We start from the raw sequence: 21,911 nt of genomic DNA, 5'->3' as shown, positions 1-21,911 counted from the left end.
ATGGCTCTCCTCAAAGAATGATGGATTCGGTGACGTGAGGCTGGTCCTCACGGGTTTGCCGGCGCATATCGGAATCGGGCCGCCGGCCGAAGAACCGCGTGAACTCCGCCTCAGCCAATGCCGCGCGCGACGGGTCGAAGCCATCCGCATCGGATTGAGAGAACGCGCGATACAGCGCCCACAGGACGAGCTTGTCGTGGCTGAAAGCGTGGATCTCAGGGGACTCCCCCGAGCCGCACATCGGCCGCAACGGAAGGCGATAGCCTTCCAGCAGTAGACGGCCGTCGCGGGGCGGTGCTGGCACAAGACGAATGGATCGTTCGCCCTGCACTGCCCAGCACATGCGGTCCAGTCGCTTGTGGCGCCACCCTGGCTGATGCCGGTCCAGCCATTCAGTGGAAACAAGGGTCAGCGCATGAGGCTCCCTCGCTCCATCGACCTCGTAGGCGATATAGGTGATCTCGTACAGCGCGGGATGCAGGGGATAGGTCGCCTGCCCTTCTTTGACCTGCACCTGGCAGACCTGGGGTCGATCTACTTCCAGCAGCAGACGGCCGCGCACTGCCGCCTCAGCCACGGCCTCGTTCAGCCAGGCAGTCACCAACTCATCGCGCCACAGGTGTGGCGTCTGGGTGTCCTTGGCATCGTCGCGGAAGCGCTCGATCAGCTCCTGGAGCGTCATATCAGCGTGCTCCGAACTGCTCGATCAGGTTGGCCACCTCGGCGCGCATCTTGGCCTCACCCTTGCGCGCGTTGAGCTTGACCTCGTACTTCGCCGCGTATTCGACCAGGGCGCCCTTGTCCATGCCCTCGATGGTCAGCAGCATGGACTCTGTGGCCGCGCGCTCTTGCTGCTGCAGCTGCTCGGCCTGCTGCTGGGCCACCTGTGCCTGCTGGAGCGCAGCATCGTCCTGCGTCTGCGTGGTGTCAGGCTGTTGCGGTTGCTGGTCCTGCAGGTCGGCAGGCTGCAGCTGCTCGGTCTGCTGCTGGGTTGCCGGCGCGCGGCTGAATTCCACGAAGCGCAGCAGCTTGCGCGCGACTGCCTCGGGCACCAGCTTGGTGTCGCCGGGCTGCCAATGGGTGGCCGCCAGACGGTCGTGATAGGGCTTCTTGCCCGTGTATTCCAGCTTGTCGAATTTCATGATTCGCTCCGTTCATGTGAAACAAGCCGGACAGGCCGGCTTGCTGCATGGTTCATCGCCGCGAGCGCGGCTTCGATCAGGCCACGCCTTCGGGGACGCCCAGCACCACCACGTCCAGCGCGCTGGCCTTGGCGTTGTCCGCGCCGCCCACGGTCAGAATCAGGTAGGCGTCCTTGGGCAGCGTGATGACGGGATTGGCGGTGGCGTTGCGCAGGCGCGCCGTGGCGGCCAGGTTCACAGCTGCGCCGAAGTAGTCGTCGTCCTGGGGCACGGCCGCCACATCCACGCCGTCGGCATACTCGAAGCCGACCTTGGCGGTGACGGATGCCGTCATGCCGACGGCAACGACAACCAGGCTGTCGATCAGCTTGAAGCCAGCGGGCAGCAGGCCCAGGCGGATCTTTGTGCCCTGAATGGCGGGCGTCAGGATGTCGCCGCCGAGGGCCGCACCAGCCGCGTTGGTGGCCAGGGTGTAATGCAGGGCGCTCAGGTTGCCCCACGGCGTCGCGCCCAGGCGATTGCTGGCGGACTGCACTTTGGTGATGGTTGCCATGTTGGCCTCCGATGAAATGGTGAAGAACTCAGCGGAGGACAGGCGATCAGCTGACCGCCCGCCCTGGGGCGCGTCAGTTGCGCTCGCCGATGATGCGCACAGCCGTGTCGATTGCCGTCGCGCCGTGGTCGGTGAAGTGCTTCTTGCCGTTGCCCTGCGACACCAGCCAGCGGATCTTGAAAACGCCCATGATGGCGCCGATCAGCAGCTCCAGCTTGTCGCCATGGTCGAAGTCCTTCTCAGACCAGAAGAACGGCATGCCACCGTGCTTGGACTTGCCGAAGGCCTGGGCCAGCGACTGGCCGCCCAGCAGGATCGCGCGGTCCACCGCATGAGTGGTGCCGAACGAGGCCGGCACGACGCAGGTGCTTTCCGTCTCGGTCTCGTAGGAGGCGCAGTAGCGAACAGTGTCGCCAGCATAGAAGCGGATGGGCTTGGGCATCTTGCAGATCAAGATGCCGTTCCACAGGCCCACTTCACCCAGGAACAGGGGGTGGTTGTTGGCCTTGGATGCGCGCGCCAGGGCGTTCGCCTGGAACTGGCGGAAGCCGGGGTCCTGGGCGAATGCGTGGTATTGCGCGGGGGAGACCAGCAGAACACGCAGAGGCGAATCCTCGGCCACCTTGTCCTCGGGGATCTTGATGGCGGGCGGCGGCAGAGGGATCGATTCCATCGTCGTGCGAATGCTGTCCACCACATCCATGCCGAGCACGTCAGTGGATGCAATGTCCAGCTCACCCGCGTTAGCGGCCACGGTCTTGATGGCATCGCCGTCCGCGACGAAGTGGCGATTGCGTGTGGGCGCCTTCACTTCATTGATGGCGAATTCCGCGAACTGCGGATGTGCCTCGGTAGGCAGACGCCATTCGATGTTGTCGTGGAAGCCGCGCGCTCCGGCCAGGTGGGTCAGCATCAGCTGGTCCTGGTAACCGTTCATCAGCGACAGCGCAATGGGTCGGCCGATGCGACGGAATTCCACGGGGGAATTCATATCGGTCATCGTGTCGCCGATGTCCACAGGGAAGCGGACCTGGTTCACGCGCACGCGGCCGTTGTCCAGCTCGATGCCCGTGCCCTTGCCTTCGGCCATGCGGCTGCCCATGATGGGATAGGCATTGGTGGGCTGCACGAAGTGGAACTCCACCTCGGAGCCCTTGCCACGCGTCAGGTCCACCGTTCGCACGATGGGCATGTCGGTGGAGGTCTGCTTGCTCAGCACGGCGCTGACGTGAGCCTCGCCCTGGGGGACGGTGCCCACCATACGGTTCAGCGTCGAATTGCGCTGCATGGACTGGGCGAACAGCCCGGCAGCCTGGACGAATTGGGCATTCGGCGAACCGGTTGCCACATTGGTTTTTCCGGACATATGTCCTCCGTCTTGGGGAGAGGGCTGCCTCATCACGAGGTGGCCCGGGTTTCAAAAAATTTTCAGCGGTTCACGCCAAGCTGTTCATCAAGGCATCTATCTTTGCCGGTGACATACCGCTCATCACGTTGAGCAGCGCCGCGGGGTTGTTGGCCAGTGCCTGCGCGCGCTCCGCTTCGCTGGCACCAGCAGCCGCGCCCGTCAGTTCAGACAGGCTCACCGGCACTGCCTGCTCTGCGTCAGCTTTCGCCTTTGCCACGGCCGCGTCCACGGCATTGGCAGGAGCGGCAGGGCTGGCAGCGGGAGCAGTTGCGGACCGGGCACCCTTGAATGTGCTGAAGACCTCCACGATCTCGGCAGCGGAACCGTTCTGCAGGACATTGGCCACGGCCGCGCGCGCGAAAGCAGGCTGGGCATCCACCCACTGCTTGAACTCGGCAGAGTCGGCAATTTCGTCCGCGTCGTCGTGCGCCGCGTAGATTGCGTTGTCGTGCGCCTGCTGGGCGCTGACCTGTTCACGCTGCTGCAGCGGCTGCATCGCCTGGGCCAGGCGCGCGTCCACCAGTGCTGCAGCACGCTGGTCCACCAGCGCAGCCACGCCCTTGGCGATCCCCTCCTCCGAGAAGTCGCCGAACAGGGCCATGTCCACGCCTTGGGTGGCAGCTGCCTGGGCAATGGCCAGGTTCTTGTCGGCCGAGGTTGGCGCCGCGCCAGCTTGCTCGCGGGCCGCGGCATCCGCCTGGGCCTGAGCGAGGTTGCTTTGCTGACTGCGGGTCAACTGGTCGATCTGAGCCTTCAAGGTGGCGTTCTCGCTCTCCAGCGAATCGCCGCGCGCCTTGAACTGGTCACGCTCGGTACGGGCCTGGGCCAGCTTTTCAAAGGGGATCGTGTAGCTGCCCGACTTGCTGGCAATGGGCGCGCCGGCCGGCTCGTCATCCTGAGCGGGCGCCGCGCCTGCAGCAGGTGCAGGAGCCGGGGTTGCTGCAACAGCGGGTGCAACGGCAGGAGCGGGAGAAGGCGCTGCAGCAGTTTGCTCAGCGCCAGAGGTGGCGGTTGCGGGAGTAGCAGTGCTCGTGGCGTTGCTGGCTTCAGTGGTCTGGGCCGCGTCCGCGTCCAGATCCAGTTGCCCTGCAAAGGCGGATTCGAGCAGTTGCTCAGGTGACATCGGCATGTAGGTGCTCCACATCCCCGGCTATCCGGCCGGGCCTGTTTGAAGGGGCACGCAGATTCGAGGATCAGGCCGGGGCCGAAGCCCCGACCATCACGCTCTCCAGCTGCGGGAAGTGCCGACCCATCACGGGCAGGCTTCTCGTCTCTGGCTTTCGCCTTCAACGTGGAACACAGTGTCGGCCGCCGCGCGCGCCGCAGCCAACTCTGGACGGAGTGAGCTACAGGTTATCGGCAGGGGTGGCGGTCTCGATCCCTTGCATGCCGCGCGCCGGCTCCTGCGGAATGGGCGGGTATGCAGGGCTGGTGTTCTCGCGCACCTGAGCGATGTCGCCGGCTGCGCCAGGGCCACCCGACTGCGGAGCGGGTCCGCCGGCCGCCACGCCAGGCACCGGGAAGTCTGGATCGTCGCCACCTGGATTGGGCTTCTGGTAGCCCGCGCCCTGCATGATGGCGTCGGCAATGGGCGCGATAGCCGGGTTTGTGGCGACCTGGGCGCCGCCCTGCATCGCCGAGAAGGCGGCCTGCACGCCCACCTGCACGGCATCGGCCATCACCTTCTTGATCTGGGCATCCGTCAGGCGCTCCTTCATCTCCAGCTCGCGCGCCTTCAGCTCGTGGCCGGCCTTGAGCAGCGCAGCCTGCACCTCCTGCTGCACACGCTGCTCGATCTGCTCCGGCGTCTGCTGGCCCGTCGCCGCGCGGATGGCCTCCACCACCTGCTTCTTGCGGGGCAGATCCATCAGGTCGATCAGGAATGGCAGCGCGACCACCTGGATATGCTCCGGCAGGGACTTCACCGCCTCGGACAGCGAGCTGAGTTGCTGGCCTCGGAAACTGCTGGTGCTCGGCACATCCTCCAGGGCGACCTTCATGCGCGTGCGCAGAACGTCATTGGACCGATAGGCCAAGCCTGTGTCGGGGTCCTCTTCGGCCTTGTTCAGCACCACGGTGCGCGGTGGGTTGAGCACGTCGCCTTCGATCACGATGGTCTGCTCCTCGTCGCCCATGTCCTCGATGATCAGCGACATCAGCAGCTCGCCGACCATCGTGCGCCCGTCCTTGGTGTTGTCCATCAAGTCGGCCATGCCGATCTGTGACTGCTCCACCTGGGTGGTTTCCTGCAGGCCGCTGCGCGCGGTGCCGGCTTGTCCCTGCATGGCGGGCGTCACTGGGCTGACGCGCCCCAGCGCACGCCGGCTGTCTTCCATCAGCTGCAGGTGCTGGGCGTTGAGCTGGAAGTCGCGCTCCACATCGAATATGCCTCCGTCCTTCATGTGCTCGGCGTCCAGCACGATGTCGGCGTCCGGGCGCGCCAACTGCTGGCGGATCTGGGCGCTGGTCATCTCCGTTGCGCCCTTGGTGCGCCGAACCCGCGTCGAGGCCATGCCCCAGCGCAGCTTTGCCATGGTGCTGTTCAGGTTGTCCTGCGGGAACAGCATGTCGCGCACCAAGCCGAAGGGCATGCCGGTCTGGTCTTCGCGGTAGCCCCAGAACGGCACATACGGGAAATGCTGGTGCGGGTATGGCGTGGGGCCGTCATGCAGGCAGATAGGCCCGATCCAGTAGGAGCGCCGCAGCCGCGCGACCGTTTCGCGCGAAAGCGTGCCCGCGCCCGAGGCGACGGCCAGGCGGTGCTGCTGGTTGGATTCATCGAACTCGACCACGCGGCCGCCGCGCAGGCGCAGCACCAGCGCTGAGACCCAGCGCCGATACCAGAGTTCGCACAGGCTGAGCTCGTCGGTCTCGGAGCGGTACCAGGCGTGCTCGCGCGGCGTCCAGGCTCGGGACACGTCCAGGCCCGGCACCAGGCCCGTGGAGTATCCGCCCTCGCCCAGATAGCCGCCATATCCGCCTGGGCCGGATGCGGAGTCCGCACGCATGATCAGGTCCCGATGCTTGGGGAATGCCGCCGCGACCCGGTCTTTGCGGATGAACCGCTCCCGGAGCAGCCAGTGAGCGTCGGACAGGTCAGCCTCCTGCGCCCGGATGTCCCACCAGATTTCATTGCGGTGCACATACCGGCAGCGGTAGGGGTAGGCAAAGGGGTCGCTGGCCCGCGCGACCTCCACCCAGCCCAGACCCACGCTCACCTGCGGCTTAAACGCATCGCTGATCGCGCGATCTGCCCGGCTGTGGCGCTCTGCCTGGTTCAAGCGGAAGTTGAGCGCATCGGCCACGTCCTGGCCGCCCGGGTCGCCGTCGGGTGTCACGCGCCAGTCCGTCCGCGTCTTGGCCTCGTAGCCGCACACGGCCGCAATCGCTGGGCCGATGATGTTCTCCTTGGCCGGCGGGATGCCGAAGCGCTTCATGCGCGCGAGCAGTTCGCTGCCCAGCTGGTTGCCGTCGGCATAGTCGGCTTCCATGTCGGCCTGGCGGCGCCACGGCGGCTGCTCCAGGATGTCATCGATGATGCGGGCATATTCCTGCGGCGTCAGCGCCGCGCCCAGGTCTGCAGTGCTTGGGGGAGTTGCATAGTTCATGGCAGTGCCTCACGCGCGCCAGTCCGGCGCATCCTCTTCCTCTTCGGGCTCAGCGCGCGCGCCGTACCCATCGTCATTGGGGTTGAAGAGCCCGCTTTCCTTCGCCTGCGCCCACTGCCGCAGCGCGTCCGCGCCTTCCGTGCAGCCGTTGGACTTGTCGGGCTCATCGATGAATTTGTTCAGCGCCCGGCTGAATTTCTTGCTGTAGCCGCGCAGGCGCTCCAAGCCGAAGGCGCAGGAGTCCTTGTCGAACCAAGCGCCGCGCAGGTGCTTGCGCACCAGGTTGACGCCCGTCTGCAGCTCGGTGATGCGAGGCACCACCGTGAATTTCTGGCCAGGCATCAGGGCCTGCAGCTGCTGTTTGGTGGATCGGTTGGTGTCGCCCAGGCGCTTGTGATTCGCGTCGTGTGGCAGGAAGTGCGCGCCGAACACGTAACCGAGGCCCTGCAGGTGGCGCACATAGTGCCGCAGGTCTTCCTCGTGCTCTTCGTAGTAGTTGATGAAGCGGTCCTCGCCGCGCAGGGACTGCATGAACCAGATGGCCGTCCCGTCCGCGCGCCCGATATCCCAGAACGTGTAGACCGGCAGATCCAGCTCGGGCACCGAGGTGATGCCACCGCGCTTCGTGAGCGCAACCATGGCCTTGGCGTAGTACCGGCCCGCGCTGGACTGCTGGAATGCCTCGGCCGGCGTGGACGGGTACTCCTGCCACATGCGCTCGGGCGCGCCGGGGAAGTCCGCTTCCTGGGTGGCCACATACCAGGCCCGCTGCTCCAGATCGATGGTGCACTGCATCTCGACCTCGATCTGGTCGAAATAGTCGTGCTGCTCGCGCGCGACATGGACCAGGCCCGCGTCCATGCGGTAGTTGGGCTCCTGCCACCAGGCGTAGAAGTGGAAGCGGTAGTCGCGCGGGCTCAGCTTCTTGTGCGTGTAGTGCAGCGCCTCGGCCCGCTGTGACAGGTGGTAGAACTCGCCGTTAGCGCCTTCAGCCGTGCTTTCGATCACCAGGATGCCCGTGGTCGGCACGGCCGGTATGGAGCCGGTCATCACCTCCTTGGCCTTGTGCGGGAAGCGTGCCGAGATCTTGCCCAGCTCAGAAACGTGTAGCCGGTGGATGGTGCCCGAGCGCATGGACGTAGCCACGCGCACGCTGCTGTTGTTGTGGGCGAACAGCAGCTCCACGGCACTGTCGCGCGCCAGGGGGAAGCGGTCTCGAATCTCCTCGGGCAGGTTCTCGTAGGCGTACTTCACTTTGTCCCGGAAGATGGCCTCGGCTGCCTCGCGGTCGTGCGCGATGATGCCGCAGCGCTGGTCCGCATTGAACAGCGCATGGTCCAGCCACAGGATGGCGATCAGTGTGGTGAAACCCAGCTGCCGCGCCTTCAGAATGATGTTGCGGTGCCAGAGCCGGCTGATGAAACGCTTCTGCGCGCGATTGGGCCGGAAGGGCATGGTGAAGGTGTCAGCCTCTTCCCCATCCTTGGAATCGCCCTTGACCATGATCTTGTACAGGCAGCCGGAGAACAGGCGCCATTCGGGATCACGCAAGCACCGCTCCAGCTCCTCGGGCGTGTCGGGGAGCCGGTTCAGGGGAGCACTGTGGACGCGCGCGGCCACAGCCTCAGCCCTCCTCGTCCGTCGGGTCTTGCTTCACCTGCAGCGTGGATCCCGCGCGCGGGCCTGTGCGCTCCGGGTCATCTGCAATGGGCGCGAAGCCGTTGCCGTTCTCCTTGGAGATGCGATGCAGCAGCGCGGCCAGAGGGTCCGACTTCTGCTGGTTGTCCTTCTCGTACAGGCCCAGGTACTTCCACAGCTTCTCGGCAAAGGCCTCCTTGCTGTGCATCAGGACCTGCAGCCCTTCCTTCGTGCGCTTCACGCCGGCATAGAGCTGGACTGCGGCTGGGCTCAGGTAGCGGGTGTCCTTGATGACCTCGCGCGCATATCCATCGCCAACGCATGCAGTGCACTCTGGGTGCGGCGGCCGGTGGGGGTTGAACCCGATGCCGCCCTCCTCATCGAAATCTTCGGGCGCCTTACCTTCTGCGCGCCATGATTCGCGTGCATGGTTCATCTCGCTGACGGTGCGCTGGTAGCGGAAGTTCTCGCCCCAGCAATGGCGGCAGCATGCGACCTTGGTCTCGATCAGCTCACGCGCATCGGCTGTTGCGATCAGCCAGGCCTGCTGCAGCATGGCATCGGCAGTGATCTGCGTGCGCTCCTGCTGCTGCTTTCGAGCTTCCGCTATCGCGGCTTGGATGTGAGGTTTTGACAGGTTCTCAGAGGCGATCTGCCGAGCTGTCTTGACGCTGTAGCCGGCCCGGATCGCCGCTTGGGTTCCATTCAGGTCCACCAGGAATTCATCGATGAATTTCGCCTCCCTCGCGGTCAGCGCCTGGGCGGCGGCGCTCTTGGTGCGGGTGGCCTTTTTTGCCGGAGCCTTCTTCGATACCGGTTTCGCGGCGGCGCGCGGAGGCTTCTTGACCGCTAGGCGCTTCGCAGGAGCAGCAGAGCCTGCGGCCTTCTTGGCGGCAGCAGGCTTCTTGGGGACGGGTTTGTTTGGAGGCTCGGACTTGCGGGCAGGACTTTGTGCCATGGCCGAGAGTGTTGCGAACTCCCCAACTGACACCCAACCCTAGACAGAGCCGGGAGGATGCGTTGCTCGCCGGAACGACCAAATGCGCCAACGCTAACGCGACTGAGCATTGGGGATATTTCTGACGCCTGTGGAAGGCATCCTTTGGATTGATAGGATCAATTTAGCATTGCCGCGAGCGATGGGAGAAATGGAGCAACCACTGGGCCGAGAACTTGCATATGGTCAGAAAGCATGCTCATAAATTTCTGATATTTCTCTTTGAAATCAGCTTTACCATTACTTGAATGAAGTTGCGCGACTACGTCCCTGAAATCGGATTCAATTCCTTTCGGAATATTTGCTTCAGCAATAGCCTGAGCGAGCTTTTCAAAAATCCTATCATCAAGTCCTTTTGACAGGGTCGCATTTTGACTCACATTTGTACTACCTGAAGAAAAATTCTGAACATCTCCAGTTATGTATGTGTGGAATATTTGTTGAACGGTCTCTTGTGGCACGGGTTTCTCATTTGCCATAGCTTCTCCTGCGGCAGGATTATGGTTTTCTATTTCCAAAACGAAATTAAGAACTTTCGTACGCACAGAATCCAGTGTCGCAACGAGAGCACCTACAGGTATCACTTTCCAAGCCTGCATGCAGGCCATATTTTCATATATCCTCCTCCCGAAGTGGGCAACCAAATCGGGGCTCCAGGGCTCTTGCACACTTCCTGAATCATTATTTCTTACCAATGATTCGATGGTAGCAATTGGCGCACCCATATAAGCTTTACCCATGAAATCCCGAAAATCTTCAGGGAGGCATCGAAGAGGGATGTCGGCATTCCGCAATCCAGAACCGAAAGGGCCGCTAAAATGACCTTTCGAGTTTACTGAGAAAACCCTATATTCTGGAATACTATCTTTATCATCATACCCAGAAAGCTCTCTTTCCACCCACAACTTGAAGTCATCACTTCCCAGACGATTAGCAAGGACTTTGCACTTTCGAAGCAAAGTAGGCAAATCAATAGAAGAGTCTATAGCTGCATCTTGTATTTGGCGAAGAAGTGACATACGTTGGCCTATAGCAATTTTAAAATTAATGCACTGAACTCATATCATATGGCACTGCACTCCCTTCCTGCCAGCAGCATCGCGTCCTGTTTGGCCTAAAGAGAGGTCTCGCCTACCCCGGCAAGCAAATCTACTTGGCGGGGGTCCACCTTGCGCAAGCTTTTGTACGCCTTCACCTCGCGCTCAAGGGCTCGACGCTTTGCCACTTCTTCCAGCAACTGATCCTGCAATTCCGTGACACGCGTCAGCGCTGTGTGCTCGAGTGCAACACCTGCCAAACCTTGACCGAGCCGTGCTGCTTCAGGGCGGACAAGGTGCAGTACATGCTCCCCAATCTCCACCATGGTTCGGCCGTCGTTGAGGTGCACGATGACGACATCCCGCGCTGGCCCATGCTGGTGCACCGGGCGGTAACACTGCTTCACCGCCGCAATCATTCCCTCGCCGCGCAGCACCTTGATGCGGTCGTCCACGGTGGTGAGGTTCAGGCCTGTCATCTTGTGGATGCGGTCGCGCGTGGGCTCTTCGCCGGCCTCGTGCAGCTGGCGGATCGCCTCATAGACCTGCGTCAGCGTGGGCACGGCCTCGACCGCGCCCGTGTCCGGATTGCCGCCGGCTGTCTTGTGGATTGTGCTGGTGGTGGCTTGGTTCATGCGGTTTCACTCCAGAGGGGCAGACGTTGTGGCCATTGGCCGGATGCAAGAATCGTGTGGCGGGTGATGCGGCCCCACTCGAGGCCGTAGTCGCGGTGAGCTTCGCGGCCGCCGTCAACAAGGCGGTATTGGTCGTATGCGACATGGCATCCTTCGATGTCGGGGCGCGTGCAGCACAGGGGGAAGCCAGTGCGGTCGTCCGTCTTGAGCGCGAAGCCCTTGCCGAGGTTGAGGTGCGCATGCTGGGAGAAATCGCAGATGCCGCACCAGATGCAGGGCAGCGCGGCGACGGCGCGGCGGTAGGCTTCGCATTCGAGGATCTCGGCCTTGGGCACGACCAAGCCCGTGCTGGCCCCGCCCATCACAACGATGCTGGTGCACGCCATGCCGGCCGTGGCGCGGGCACGGTCCATGGCGCGGGCCGCACGCTGCGCCAGGCGCTCTTCGCGGTCCAGATCGGTCGTGCCTGCCACAGGCCATGAACTCTTGGACTTGAACGGCCTGCGTGTCAGCGCCATGGATGCACCTCCCGCCAGGAATCCAGCCGATCCATTACCTCCCACGGAAAGATTTCGAACAGGCCGCCGAGTGGCAACGGCGGACGAACAGGACATGCCTGGTACAGGATGTTTGCTCCGTTCAGCGCCGCCCGCGTCAGAAAAGCTTCTCCCTCGGGATGGCGGTCAGCCATAAGCGCATCCACCAAAGGCTTCCACGAAGGCGGAAGGATGAAACAAGGCCTGCTGGTCGGGCGGTCGATCAGTTCACGGGCCATTTCGGAGACGAGCATTACCCTCATCGGACATCCCCTTCAACATCAACCTGCACCAGGAAGCCGTGGTCGCCCATCACGCACACACGGGTGGGGCCGTACTGCTCCAGGCGGCAGCAGCGGTTTTCCGACCAGACGGAGAAGCGGTAGCGCCCCAGGGCATCAGGGCCTTCGATGCGCTCGCGCATTGCGGCGCCACGCCACAGGGGCGGGTGCAGGGGCGCGGCGCGCACGGGGCCGCGCTGGCCACGGCGCGGAAGGTCGGGGCGGAAATCAAGCATGTGCGCCGCCCTCCCCTGCGCTGGCATCGAAGTCCTGCACCTCCAGACCCAGCACGCGCGCCACAAAGCTCTCCAACCGGGCGCCGCGCGACTGCTTCCAGCCCGGTAGCCGGTGCACGGCATCGCAGGTGCACAGCTGAGGCAGCGCCAGACGCATGTAGCCGGCCCAGCTCCCGCACGCTGGCGCGGGGTTCTCGGCCGGGTTCTCGACGTGGTGGCCCTGGGCACGCAGCACAGCGGCCGCGCGGTTGAAGGCCGGGTAGTTGAACTCGGGCAGGCCTGTCATCGGGCCGGCGATGTAGATGCGCTTCATGGCCGAGCCCTCCGGAAGGACCAGGCGATCATTGCGGCGTCACGCTGGTGTTGATTGCTGCGGCCGGCCCAGCCGGTCAGGCGGCTGAACGTGGCGGCATCGATCTTGGCGCCGTGGGCACTGCCGGCCTTGGCGCTGGGGGCCAGGCCGAAGCAGGCAATACCGAGGCTGGCGCACAGGGTCTCGATCAGCACGCACCATGCATCGATCTCGCCCACGTTGCGCGCCATCTTGGCCCGCGCCGCGGCGCTCCCCTGGCCGGTCCAGGTCCTGCGGGCCTTGCGGCTGTCCTCGAAGATCACCAGCGTGGGCGCCCTGCCCTGCAGCGTCTGCAGGATCTGCGCTGGCGCAATCTCCTCCAGCGCCTGCAACTGGCCGTCCACGATCCAGGCCAGCCCCGTGTGCTTGCCCGGGTCCATGCCCAGCACCGTGATCGGGCCCTGGTGGCCAGCAGGCACCGTCACGCGCGGGGCGGCGGGCGCCACGCGAGCGCCTGCAGCTGCTGCACCACCTGCTGCTCGATGTCCACGAACAGTCGGGACTCGTCCCTGTCCAGCTCCCTGGCCCTGGCCTTGACGTACTCCCACCACCCGGGTTGCTGGGCCAGCTTGACGAGGTGCGCCACGGCTTCCTCGCTGAGATTGATTTGGAGTTGCTGCCATTGGTGTTCAGACGACGATGAATTCATGGGTGTCGCTGCCGTGGCTGTTGACCAGCAGCTCGCGCAGACGGCGTTCGGTGGCGCGGTGCGCACGGATGAAGGTGCGGGCCGGGATTACCTCCAGCACCTGGCCGTAGGCCTCGCCGAACTCGACCAGGTGGCCCAGCTGCACGGCGTTCAGGCGCATCTCCTGGCCGTGACCGTGCTTGCGGCCCAGGTCCACGACGGCCGCCACGGCATCAGCAAACAGGCTCTGGGCCTCAGGCTCTGTGAAGACGCCCATGCCGAGTAGCGTTTCGGACAGGTTCGCGGCGTCGGCCAGGTCGCGCCAGTGCTGCACGGTCGGGGATGCGTAGCCCACGGCATGCACGGCGGCCAGGACTGCAGCAGCCAGGGGCTCGCGCTTGCGCTGGTGCAGCGGCTGCCGCTCACTGGCCGACAGCTCCTGTGCCAGCGTGTAGGTGTAGGGCAGCGTCAGGTAATCGCGGGCGACTGAGGCGTGTATAGCGCTCATGGCTGGCTCCCCTGCTGGTGCTGCGCCACGGCGGCGGCTGTGCGGCGCTTGGCCTGCCCCACGCGCATCCGGTCTGCGCGGGCCTGGACCTGCACGGGCGTGAAGCGCGAGGCCTTGAGCGCAAAGGCTTCGCGCAGGGTGGCCAGCTTGGACAGCACCTCACGCTTCGGACCGGTGGGCACCGAGTCCGGAGCTGGCAACGCCAGGGCGGCGCGCGGGGCCGGCAACTGCAGCTGCTCGCGCAGGTCGTCGGTGAGCCCCTCCAGCCCGCCCGGCAGCCGGCCCGTCGTGATGGCTTCCTGCACGGCGCGCGTGCGGGCTTCGGGGTCGTGGCCCAGGCTGACCTGCACTACAGGGCGGCGGCGCAGCGCCCGAGCCTCGCCCGTGATCCGGCCGTAGGCCTCGATGAAGGCCTGCCGCGCGCCGAACTTGTCGCCAGCATTCAGCAGCGGCGCGGCCACGGCCCAGGCCTCGGCAATCTCGTCGGTCCACACCACGGTGGCCTGCTGGTCAGCACTGGTCAGCGCCAGGCCATAGGCTTCGGCGGGCAGCATGCGGCCCATGGCGTGGTCCACGTACTGCAGCACGGTGCCGGTCAGGATCGGGCCGCGATGCTCAGCGCGGATGCGGGCCAGGGCCAGACGCAGCACAGGTTTTTCGATGTGCGCCAGATCCTCCGCCAGCAGCAGAAGCGCAGCGGGGCGGACCTGCTGGCCGCTCAGCTCCATCGTGGCGCCCAGCTCCTCCAGCAGCCAGTCGGTGTCGAGGTGGTCAGACATCGATGATCCCCTCGTCAGCCTGGCCAGCGCCCTGGCCCTTGCCAGCACGCTCGCGCAGCATCCGCTTGGCTTCCTCGATGGCGTCGGCGTTCGCGCTCGTCTTGTCTGCAGCCTGTGCTGCCGTGCCTGTCATGGCCTGGCCGCGTGCCCACTGGGTGCGGTAGCTCTCGGCCTTTGCCAGCAGCGCGCCAACGCCGTGCGAGTCCTTCAGCACATAGGCCTCGCCGACACGCTCGACGTACCAAGCCGCCACCAGCGGCGCTTCCACGTAGCCCAAGCGCTTGACCAACGCCTTCACGTTGTCGTTGACCTTCGCATTGCGGACCGGCTTCACGTTGTAGCGTTGCACGTAGGCTTGGCAGTAGCTCGCCCAGGTCGCCCTGCACGCCTCCTGCAAGGCCGTGTCATCGGCATCCGTGGAGCCGCCACCAGCCTTGCGAGCCGGCGGCGCAGCCGGCGGGAATGGTTCAGTGGGGGTTCCTTTACGGTTCCCTTTACGGTTCATTGATGATTTGGGTGCGCCATCTGCACCCCTGGGGTGCGCCATCTGCGGGGGTTGAGGTGCGCCATTTGCACCCCCTGGTGCGCCATCTGCGGGGGGTGGTGCGCCGTCTGCACCCGGTGCGCCATTTGCGGGGGGTGCGCCATTTGCACCCGGTGCGGCATCTGCACCCGTGCCACGCTTGCGCTTCGCGGGCGCTGCAGCTGGGTTGAAGTTGGCCGGAGTGATGGTGTAGCTGGTGCTCGAGTTGATGCGGTACTCACGGAACACCACGCCAACAGTCTGCAGCCAGGCGATGGCATCCTGCACCGCGCGCTCGGACAGGCAGGTGCGCTTCGCAATCGTCGCAACGCCGGGCCAGCACACGCCGTCATCATTGGCTTGGTCGGCCAGGGAAATCAGCACAGCCTTCTGCGCGGGGGACATTGCCAGCGGCCAGCAGGCCGCCATGATCATCGTGCTCATTGCTGCGCACCCTCCTGCGCCAGGCGGGCCTGGTGCTGGCCCCACAGGCCGGCAATCCACGTCACGCCCTTGCTGGTGAACTTGGCCTGGGTGAAAGCGTGGTCGCTGTGCTGGGCATGGCCAGCCTTCACCACAAATCGGCCTGCGTCCAAATGCTGGGCCAGCGGCGTCAGCCGGCCGCCCAGGTGGTACATCACCTTGTTGTCCAGTAGGAAGGCACGGAAGCGCTCCTCGTTCGCGCGCAGTAGCTTGCAGACCTGGCGAAAACCCATGGCACCAGTCTCGGCAGCCACGAAGCGATCCACGAATTCCGCCTTGGGCGCAGCCAGGGCCAGCGCCTCGGCCGTGCGCAGCTCCGATTCCTTGGCATCAGCCCAGGCGCGCGCGGCGGCCACCGGGTTGGAGAAGTCCGGCAGCGCCGGGGCGGCCTGGGCCTCCAGCTCCTGCCAGCGCTTCACCACCTTCATGCGTGCCACGGCGTCGTAGCCCAGCAGCAGGGTCAGGCAGGTGTCCTTGTCGATCAAGAACTCCTCGTAGCTCTGCCCGTTTTGGGGGTGTATCCAGTTCTGGATAGACCCCTTGAACATGGGGCCCAGTTGATCCTTCAGGGCCCGCAGGTCTCGCATGACGTGGAAATGCTCTTTCCCTGTCTCTTCAGCGATCTGACGACTGCTCATCATCAGCACGGCGGCGGAAATTGCAGTGATCGCGTTCATCGGGCAGGCCCTCCGAATTCGGGGGCCCCAAAGGGTCCTATGAGCGATTGCAGCCGGCTGGCAGACTGCTCCTCATGCATCAACTTCTCAGCCACCATCTGCCGATAGCTGCGCTCCCAGGTCATCACATAGATGGCATCGCGCAGCACCGTGGAGGTGTCCGTTCCCTTCAGCACGCAGTTGCGGCGGAACTGCTCGGCAGTGGACTCGTCCACCTTGGTCTTGAGCTGGATGTCCAGCTTGCCCAAGGGCCCGGCAATGCCGCGCGCGAACATCGGCGCGCCAGCGTCTTCGTCCAGTTGGTCCTGGACACGGGCCAGGACGCGCTCGGCCTGCTCGGCGTCGAGGTCAGCCAGGATCACCTGGATCGCCCTGAATGCAGCCGCTTCAGCCCGGCTCAGCTTTTCGTGGGTGTCACGCATGCGGGACTACTCCTTGGGAACAATGAGGGGTGGGGTGTTTGGGGGTCAGCGCTGAGGCGCGATGACTTCGCGGTAGAACCGGCGAGCCGCCATCAACATGGCCTGGACCAGACCGCGCAGATACCTGCGATCGGCCATGGCGTTGGCGCCGCAGGTACATGGCGTCTCGGCGCATTCCATGGAGTGGAGAAGCAAGCGGCCCTCGTCCTCTTCGTAAACAAAGGAGAACGGGGCATCCTTGAGGCTCGATGGCCTTTGCCAAACCACTGCCCTGATGCGGCCAACGCTGTCCACGCGTGTGACGTTGATGACAGTGCCCCGAGAGCACAACATCACGCGGAGTCGGGGCCGTTCATGCATGGCCTTGCTCCTGGCAGGCAGCCGGCAGATCAGCAACCTGGGATTCCCAGGAGCGGCAGTGCTCAACCAGGGTTGCCAGGTGATGGCGCTCTGAGTTCAGATCAGCGGCTTCACCGACAATGCCCGCCACCGAGGCGAGCATCTGAAAAACACGTTCTTTTGGAGAGAGGTCATTCATGTCAGTACGTCCTGAAATCAAGCCCGGCGACCGGATCGTTGTTGAGCACTGGAGCTGCGTGGTGTGCAACGTCTATGCGGAGGGGAATGCGATGGGTGATGCAGAGGTGGTCTGCAAGCCTGAGAAGCCCGCAAACTTCGCGGTCCGCTGGACCGGCAATGCTTGGGTGAGGCTCTACCCCGATGACCTGGGCGGATACGCAGAGAGGTACGAACGTCTGCGCCCCTTCGTGGCTCAGCTGAAGGCTGGTAGATGAGCGCGAAGGCCGCTTAGGCATGACCTGCCTCCCGGGGCTGGGGAGCGGGCGCTTCGGTCTGCCCCAGTTCGGGCCAGATCTCGCGCCAATCGGTGGGGCGAAGTCGGGACCGAGGGATGCCGAGCAACCTCTCCAGCTTCACGCAGTGCTTTTCACCCAGAGGCCGCGAACTGTTTAACCACTTATGGACCAGCGCCTGCGGGTGCCCCATAAGCCGGCCAAGTGCCGACTGGGAGCCTGCCTTGGAGATGGCCTCCCGGAGTGCCGGAGCGGAGGGGTTTTTTTCGTTCATACCTCATTTTATAACCCAGGTTATCGATGTCAATAACCACAGTTTTTTGACCGCCTACAACCGTGGTTATAGGATCAACGAATGTCAGTGAGTACTTTTGGCGAGCGCATGAAGGCGCTTAGAGAGCAGCGAGGATGGAGCCAGGCTCAACTTGCTGAGGCTGTAGGCATATCTCAGGTATCAATCGCTAAGATCGAGAAAGGCGGCGACACGAAGCACGGCGCCAAGATCGCAGCGGCCTTAGGAACAACCGCCGAGGAGCTTTCAGGGATCAGGCCTGTAACGACAAGCCATGTAGCCGAGCCCGCCGCTCAATATTTGGTCGAGCTCCCGGTGCCACGCTTGGTGCCATTGATCTCCTCTGTTCAGGCCGGCAACTGGTCCGACATCGTGGGGAACTTCCGCCCAGAAGACGCGGAAGACTGGCTCCCATGTCCGGTGCGACACGGGCCCAATACGTTCTGCCTGCATGTCGAAGGCGAGAGCATGAGCAATCCTGGGGGGAGACCGTCCTATGAGCCCGGGGACGTGATCTTTGTCGACCCTGGCAGGGCTGCGCAGCCTGGTGATCGCGTGGTTGTTCGCCTTGAGGCCCAGCAGCAGGCAACCTTCAAACAGTACTTAGAAGAAGATGGTCGCAAGTACCTTCGCGCGCTCAACCCCGACTGGCGCCCAAAGATCATCGAGATCAATGGGGAGGCCACCATTTGTGGCGTAGTCATAGGGAAGTGGGTTGCTGAGCAATAACCCCTCAGCATGTCGGGACCCGCACACTGCGGGTCTTTTTTTGCGCCAATGAATAACCGGGGTTATTGACGCCTTGATAACCTGGGTTATAGAATTCTCCCAACACCTCGCCTCCAGCACATCGCGGACCGGCCGGGGAGTTGGGCACCACGGCATCGACCGGGCAAGCCCCGGTCTTTCACAAGTTGCACGCCGATGTTGCTTGCCCCACCCGAGGGGCATTCGTCCGGCGCAATGGCGCTCCTGGGCATGGGCCAGATCAGCGCGCCGCGTCTCCGCGCGGTTGCCAGTCCGTCAAAGCACGGTTCACGGCATAGGGAAGGAACTGCGGGCGGCATGCCCTGTAGAGAGTAGGCGGGAGGCTGTGAAGGGTGCGCGCCAGCGCATCTGGAGCCGACGATGGAACACCGCCCTGGCATTCCGGTGATGAACGCAGTGAGATGGCACCACGGAGCAAATAAACGGTGCGGCATATTGATGCCGCGCAGCTGCTACCAGATGCAGCACGCCCTCCCCGAGCGCATCGGGGCGAAACAAAAGAGGCTTCTCGATTCGGGAGGCCTTTTCTGTTTCCGCCACCACCACAGGAGATCACCGTGATCGTTTCAGCACCCACAGGCCTGCGCCAAGCACAGGCCGCCCAATCCGCCCTCGCTACTGCAGGCCTGGGAGCCCTCCGTGAGGGCATCCAGATCGCCCCGGCCCCGCAGAGCCAAGTCGAAGCCGCGCTCAGCAACATCGATGCAGGCATGGAGGACTTGCAGAACACCATCAGGCGCATATTCGGCCGGTTGGAGCCTGTGCTGTCGGCGGCCAGTGTCTCTGCCGAGGGCAGTGCGCACGAAGCCGAACCTGTATCCCCCACGCCTCTGGTTCGCCGACTCAATGACCTGGCCACCGAGTTGCGCAAGGACTGCGCGGCCCTGCAGGACATGGAGCGGCGCCTAGCGCTGTGATGGGGATGCGGGACGAAGACAACACCAAGTTCATCGCCCGGCTGCCAACGCCTATGCACCTCGATCTGAAGGCGCAGGCCAAGGCCGCCGGCCGCAGCCTCAACGCCGAAATAGTCCACCGCCTGGCCCAGACCCTGGGTGAGGACTTCGCGGCAGAGCAGCCCGAGGCGCAGCCGGTGCTGGCCGAGATGGCCGGCTACCTGCGGGAGCTGCGCGACATGGCACGGGCGCAGGCTGAGCAATCACGGCTGTCCGCTGCGGCGGCAGCCGATTGAACATGTCCCGGCACAGCGCCGGGGCCATCATGGAAGCGCTCCGAATGGATTCAGTGGGCAGTAGAGCGCGCCCGCAGGCTGAATCCGTTTCCATGATGGTGACGAGAGATGACCACGGGTAGCGTCGTGGCCGTGCCTGGTGCACGGGAGGTACGTAGTCGGCGTGCACTGGGATCTATCTGACCACCCCGGGAAAGCAGCGGGGACCATCAACCCACACCCTGGCCACGGGGTCGCAGAGGCGTCGCAAGCCGCAGCAGGTGGAAGCCCTGCACTTTCTTTACAAGCCTTAAAGCATTTCTTAAGAATCAGCCCTCATACTGCCTTCCACCAGATTCCGCCGAGCCCGGGAGACTTCTCCTCCCTCCCTCTCAAATCCCTTCCCCGGGCACGCCAACACGGCATCGGCATTTTTCTTCCAAGGCCCGCAGCTTCACCGCTCGCGGGCCTTTTCGTCTGGGGACCGGGCCGCTCGCACGGACCCCGAAAAACAAAACCCGCCGAGGCGGGTTCTGGAGTTCAGCAGTTGCCCTTCTTGGCTTGGCCAGGCGGGCAACCGTGAGGATGGCTCTTGTACCCGCCACGGTAGCCATCGTCATACACAGCACAGCCGCCGAGAACAAAGACCGCAACGGCCATGGCGAAAGCGATTTTCATGTGGGAGCCTTTCATAGAGTTGCGGGCAACAGTCTAAGAGCGCCGCTTCTTGGCGCATGTAAACCATTGTTGGCGACTCTGGCCTGGAAGCGCTTGCATCACGCATGCATGTGGCCCCTTACGGGGCCGCCACAGGCACAAGGCAGCGCCGCTCCCACCTTCCTCCCGCGTCCCGCGCGGACACCTTGTCCAAGAAATTCATACAGGCAGGGCTTGTTGGACCTACATGACCAACCTGTCTTTGCTCGCAAGCAGAGGCCTCACAAGAAGCTGAAATAGCGTCTGTCCCAAGCCCTGCAAAACCCTGCTGATGGAGGTAAGCGTGAGTCAAGTTGTGCCCAGTGAGTCTTTCAATCCAGACCCGGATGCTCGCTATCACAGGAGCCTATTGGAGGCTTTTCCGGTAAGGGGCAGCTACCAGCTCATACAGCTGCGAAGCAGGAGATCTCGCAGTCCCTTCCGACGTTTTTCGAAGGCTTTCTCCCGGGCGATTCGCACGCTTTTTCAATGACTTGAGGAGGATTGTGATGCGGCATATTTTCCTAACATTTTTCTGGTCGGTGGTGACCCTCATCTCTCTATACGTCGCTGTGTTGGCCGGACCAATGTTCCCGGTCACAAGTTGAACCTCGGTTGACTACCGGGCCTATGGCTGACTCATGGTTCTCCTGGAATTCATAGGCACGCCCTGAAAGGGCACCGGACTTTTTCTTCCTCGCGCCTGCACCGTGTGGGCATTGGCAAGCTCTCAGCAACACTGACGGTTTGTGGTTTTGTGGGGTCCGCCTAGTGCGGCATTGGCCCGCCTTGCAGCAATGCAAGGCGGGCCATTTTTTGGGAATTCATCGTGAGATTCAGATTCAACCGCCTGCGAGGCGAACGCGGCCGCGTCGCGTATGAGCCTCAGACCTATGCCGACTGGCGCGAAGAAGAGCGCCTCATTGCCGAGCAGGAGGCCCAGCGCCAACTGCAACGAGCCGCAACCAACCCGAATCCGCCTCCTGGCGGATTTGTCGTTTCAGGAGAGCCCAAATGCAACGAGTGATCCCCACCGAGCCCTACAACCCTGACCCGGATGCGCGCTTTATGCGCCAGGCGTCCCGCCCTGGCCCTGTGGTCGAGCGGGGCCCGGCGCCCACGCCCGGCGGCTGGCTTCTGCTGTGCTTGGCCGTGGTCGTGGCCCTGGCGCTCAGCGCCTGCGCCGATGCCGGTGCGGCCCAGGAGCCCGTGGCCAGCGCAGCGGACGTGCAGCGCGCGCACAGCGCTGCCCAGGCCTGCCCACCCGGTCATGCCGTGGTCTGGAACGGCCCGCAATCCATGGAATGCCTCCGCGAGCTGCCATGACCAAACTCCTCGGCTTTTTCCTCTGGTCGGCCTACTCGGCCTTCTGTATTGCTGCTGCGGTCGCCATCTCCGGAGCACCCCTTTTCTGAACCTGGAGCACCAGCTCATGAGCCAATTCACAGACCCCATCGAAGGCGTGCGCGTCACCCACGAGATCACGTCCAACCACCACGCCCATGCCATGACGCATGTGGCTGAGCCGATCATCGAAATCCTGAGCGCCTACGGCCAGCGCAACGGCAACACGTTTGCCCTGTACGGCGGCCTGTACGCCATGGGTTGCGCGCTGGCCAGCGTCGGCGCGAACCTGGAGCCCGGCGTGGATCTGCGTCAGCAGCTCGAACCCATGCTCGCCGGCTACCAGGCAATGCGCGAGTCCCAGGTCAAGGCACAGGCCAACTGA

General features: G+C 63.9%; 30 protein-coding genes and 1 other annotated feature. Of the genes, 6 read left to right on the top strand and 24 right to left on the bottom strand.

Annotation, left to right across the window (positions count from 1 at the left end; genetic code table 11):
- Window positions 1-10: 10 nt before the first annotated feature.
- From ACF8LI_RS18810 to ACF8LI_RS18700, 23 genes are all read right to left on the bottom strand, one after another.
- Window positions 11-682: a hypothetical protein gene (locus ACF8LI_RS18810; RefSeq protein WP_392413805.1), complete on the bottom strand. Its 672-nt coding sequence runs from the start codon at window positions 680-682 to the stop codon at window positions 11-13.
- Window position 683: 1 nt separating this feature from the next.
- On the bottom strand, window positions 684-1,142 hold the full coding sequence (locus ACF8LI_RS18805; protein ID WP_392413803.1) for a hypothetical protein: 459 nt from the start codon (window positions 1,140-1,142) through the stop codon (window positions 684-686).
- A gap of 76 nt (window positions 1,143-1,218) precedes the next feature.
- Window positions 1,219-1,695 carry a hypothetical protein gene (locus tag ACF8LI_RS18800; RefSeq protein ID WP_392413801.1) on the bottom strand — a complete coding sequence of 159 codons (477 nt, stop codon included), beginning with the start codon at window positions 1,693-1,695 and terminating at the stop codon, window positions 1,219-1,221.
- Between the two features lie 73 nt (window positions 1,696-1,768).
- Window positions 1,769-3,061 (bottom strand): DUF4043 family protein, encoded by a 1,293-nt coding sequence (locus tag ACF8LI_RS18795; protein ID WP_209803009.1) that lies wholly within the window; start codon window positions 3,059-3,061, stop codon window positions 1,769-1,771.
- Window positions 3,062-3,131: 70 nt separating this feature from the next.
- On the bottom strand, window positions 3,132-4,232 hold the full coding sequence (locus ACF8LI_RS18790; RefSeq protein WP_392413799.1) for a hypothetical protein: 1,101 nt from the start codon (window positions 4,230-4,232) through the stop codon (window positions 3,132-3,134).
- 217 nt (window positions 4,233-4,449) lie between these two features.
- Window positions 4,450-6,711, bottom strand: coding sequence for a hypothetical protein (locus ACF8LI_RS18785; protein WP_392413797.1), 2,262 nt, complete (start codon window positions 6,709-6,711; stop codon window positions 4,450-4,452).
- Window positions 6,712-6,720: 9 nt separating this feature from the next.
- Window positions 6,721-8,331 (bottom strand): terminase, encoded by a 1,611-nt coding sequence (locus ACF8LI_RS18780; protein ID WP_392413795.1) that lies wholly within the window; start codon window positions 8,329-8,331, stop codon window positions 6,721-6,723.
- Between the two features lie 4 nt (window positions 8,332-8,335).
- Window positions 8,336-9,307, bottom strand: coding sequence for a terminase small subunit (locus tag ACF8LI_RS18775; RefSeq protein ID WP_392413793.1), 972 nt, complete (start codon window positions 9,305-9,307; stop codon window positions 8,336-8,338).
- A 158-nt stretch (window positions 9,308-9,465) separates the two neighbouring features.
- On the bottom strand, window positions 9,466-10,365 hold the full coding sequence (locus ACF8LI_RS18770; protein WP_392413791.1) for a hypothetical protein: 900 nt from the start codon (window positions 10,363-10,365) through the stop codon (window positions 9,466-9,468).
- A gap of 95 nt (window positions 10,366-10,460) precedes the next feature.
- On the bottom strand, window positions 10,461-11,018 hold the full coding sequence (locus ACF8LI_RS18765) for a hypothetical protein (RefSeq protein ID WP_392413789.1): 558 nt from the start codon (window positions 11,016-11,018) through the stop codon (window positions 10,461-10,463).
- The gene (locus ACF8LI_RS18760) at window positions 11,015-11,536 is read right to left on the bottom strand and encodes a hypothetical protein (RefSeq protein WP_392413787.1); all 522 of its coding nucleotides are present in this window, start codon (window positions 11,534-11,536) and stop codon (window positions 11,015-11,017) included. Before ACF8LI_RS18760 ends, ACF8LI_RS18765 begins: the two co-directional genes overlap by 4 nt.
- A complete protein-coding gene (locus ACF8LI_RS18755; RefSeq protein WP_392413785.1) occupies window positions 11,527-11,808 on the bottom strand; it encodes a hypothetical protein in 282 nt (93 codons plus the stop codon). Before ACF8LI_RS18755 ends, ACF8LI_RS18760 begins: the two co-directional genes overlap by 10 nt.
- Before the next feature lie 5 nt (window positions 11,809-11,813).
- On the bottom strand, window positions 11,814-12,071 hold the full coding sequence (locus ACF8LI_RS18750) for a hypothetical protein (protein ID WP_392413783.1): 258 nt from the start codon (window positions 12,069-12,071) through the stop codon (window positions 11,814-11,816).
- Window positions 12,064-12,384, bottom strand: coding sequence for a DUF4406 domain-containing protein (locus tag ACF8LI_RS18745; protein WP_026062991.1), 321 nt, complete (start codon window positions 12,382-12,384; stop codon window positions 12,064-12,066). The genes ACF8LI_RS18750 and ACF8LI_RS18745 overlap by 8 nt, the downstream gene beginning before the upstream one ends.
- Window positions 12,381-12,869, bottom strand: a complete 489-nt coding sequence (locus ACF8LI_RS18740; protein WP_392413781.1) for a hypothetical protein — start codon at window positions 12,867-12,869, stop codon at window positions 12,381-12,383. Before ACF8LI_RS18740 ends, ACF8LI_RS18745 begins: the two co-directional genes overlap by 4 nt.
- Entirely contained in the window at window positions 12,845-13,072 is a 228-nt protein-coding gene (locus ACF8LI_RS18735; RefSeq protein WP_392413779.1) for a hypothetical protein, read from the bottom strand. Before ACF8LI_RS18735 ends, ACF8LI_RS18740 begins: the two co-directional genes overlap by 25 nt.
- Window positions 13,053-13,559: a hypothetical protein gene (locus ACF8LI_RS18730; RefSeq protein ID WP_392413777.1), complete on the bottom strand. Its 507-nt coding sequence runs from the start codon at window positions 13,557-13,559 to the stop codon at window positions 13,053-13,055. Before ACF8LI_RS18730 ends, ACF8LI_RS18735 begins: the two co-directional genes overlap by 20 nt.
- A complete protein-coding gene (locus tag ACF8LI_RS18725) occupies window positions 13,556-14,338 on the bottom strand; it encodes a hypothetical protein (RefSeq protein ID WP_392413775.1) in 783 nt (260 codons plus the stop codon). Before ACF8LI_RS18725 ends, ACF8LI_RS18730 begins: the two co-directional genes overlap by 4 nt.
- Window positions 14,331-15,305 (bottom strand): helix-turn-helix domain-containing protein, encoded by a 975-nt coding sequence (locus tag ACF8LI_RS18720; RefSeq protein ID WP_392413773.1) that lies wholly within the window; start codon window positions 15,303-15,305, stop codon window positions 14,331-14,333. Before ACF8LI_RS18720 ends, ACF8LI_RS18725 begins: the two co-directional genes overlap by 8 nt.
- Window positions 15,302-16,021, bottom strand: coding sequence for a phage antirepressor KilAC domain-containing protein (locus ACF8LI_RS18715; RefSeq protein WP_392413771.1), 720 nt, complete (start codon window positions 16,019-16,021; stop codon window positions 15,302-15,304). The genes ACF8LI_RS18720 and ACF8LI_RS18715 overlap by 4 nt, the downstream gene beginning before the upstream one ends.
- Window positions 16,018-16,443, bottom strand: coding sequence for a hypothetical protein (locus tag ACF8LI_RS18710; RefSeq protein ID WP_313281564.1), 426 nt, complete (start codon window positions 16,441-16,443; stop codon window positions 16,018-16,020). The genes ACF8LI_RS18715 and ACF8LI_RS18710 overlap by 4 nt, the downstream gene beginning before the upstream one ends.
- A gap of 45 nt (window positions 16,444-16,488) precedes the next feature.
- On the bottom strand, window positions 16,489-16,803 hold the full coding sequence (locus tag ACF8LI_RS18705; RefSeq protein WP_392413769.1) for a hypothetical protein: 315 nt from the start codon (window positions 16,801-16,803) through the stop codon (window positions 16,489-16,491).
- Window positions 16,796-16,981 carry a hypothetical protein gene (locus ACF8LI_RS18700; RefSeq protein WP_392413767.1) on the bottom strand — a complete coding sequence of 62 codons (186 nt, stop codon included), beginning with the start codon at window positions 16,979-16,981 and terminating at the stop codon, window positions 16,796-16,798. Before ACF8LI_RS18700 ends, ACF8LI_RS18705 begins: the two co-directional genes overlap by 8 nt.
- Between ACF8LI_RS18700 and ACF8LI_RS18695 the strand changes: the two genes are divergently transcribed.
- Entirely contained in the window at window positions 16,980-17,237 is a 258-nt protein-coding gene (locus tag ACF8LI_RS18695) for a hypothetical protein (RefSeq protein ID WP_392413766.1), read from the top strand. The two genes, ACF8LI_RS18700 and ACF8LI_RS18695, sit on opposite strands and share 2 nt — an antisense overlap.
- 13 nt (window positions 17,238-17,250) lie before the next feature.
- On the opposite strand, the gene ACF8LI_RS18690 is transcribed toward ACF8LI_RS18695, so the two are convergent.
- Window positions 17,251-17,529, bottom strand: a complete 279-nt coding sequence (locus ACF8LI_RS18690; protein ID WP_392413764.1) for a transcriptional regulator — start codon at window positions 17,527-17,529, stop codon at window positions 17,251-17,253.
- Between the two features lie 81 nt (window positions 17,530-17,610).
- On the opposite strand from ACF8LI_RS18690, the gene ACF8LI_RS18685 reads away from it, so the two are divergent.
- The 5 genes from ACF8LI_RS18685 (at window position 17,611) to ACF8LI_RS18665 (ending at window position 21,911) form a co-directional block, all read left to right on the top strand.
- Window positions 17,611-18,276, top strand: a complete 666-nt coding sequence (locus ACF8LI_RS18685; protein ID WP_392413762.1) for a LexA family protein — start codon at window positions 17,611-17,613, stop codon at window positions 18,274-18,276.
- Between the two features lie 332 nt (window positions 18,277-18,608).
- Window positions 18,609-18,699, top strand: a sequence feature (23S ribosomal RNA rRNA prediction is too short).
- A gap of 173 nt (window positions 18,700-18,872) precedes the next feature.
- The gene (locus ACF8LI_RS18680; RefSeq protein ID WP_392413760.1) at window positions 18,873-19,232 is read left to right on the top strand and encodes a hypothetical protein; all 360 of its coding nucleotides are present in this window, start codon (window positions 18,873-18,875) and stop codon (window positions 19,230-19,232) included.
- Window positions 19,232-19,507, top strand: coding sequence for an Arc family DNA-binding protein (locus ACF8LI_RS18675; protein WP_074931655.1), 276 nt, complete (start codon window positions 19,232-19,234; stop codon window positions 19,505-19,507). Before ACF8LI_RS18680 ends, ACF8LI_RS18675 begins: the two co-directional genes overlap by 1 nt.
- 1,689 nt (window positions 19,508-21,196) lie before the next feature.
- Window positions 21,197-21,508 carry a hypothetical protein gene (locus ACF8LI_RS18670; protein WP_392413758.1) on the top strand — a complete coding sequence of 104 codons (312 nt, stop codon included), beginning with the start codon at window positions 21,197-21,199 and terminating at the stop codon, window positions 21,506-21,508.
- A gap of 106 nt (window positions 21,509-21,614) precedes the next feature.
- Window positions 21,615-21,911: a hypothetical protein gene (locus ACF8LI_RS18665; protein ID WP_392413756.1), complete on the top strand. Its 297-nt coding sequence runs from the start codon at window positions 21,615-21,617 to the stop codon at window positions 21,909-21,911.

It is taken from the genome of Delftia sp. WSY_12 (genome assembly GCF_043104645.1).
In the GTDB taxonomy this organism is placed as follows: domain Bacteria; phylum Pseudomonadota; class Gammaproteobacteria; order Burkholderiales; family Burkholderiaceae_C; genus Comamonas; species Comamonas tsuruhatensis.
Note: the sequence above shows the minus strand (reverse complement) of the source record. Positions and strands in the feature narration are given on the sequence as shown.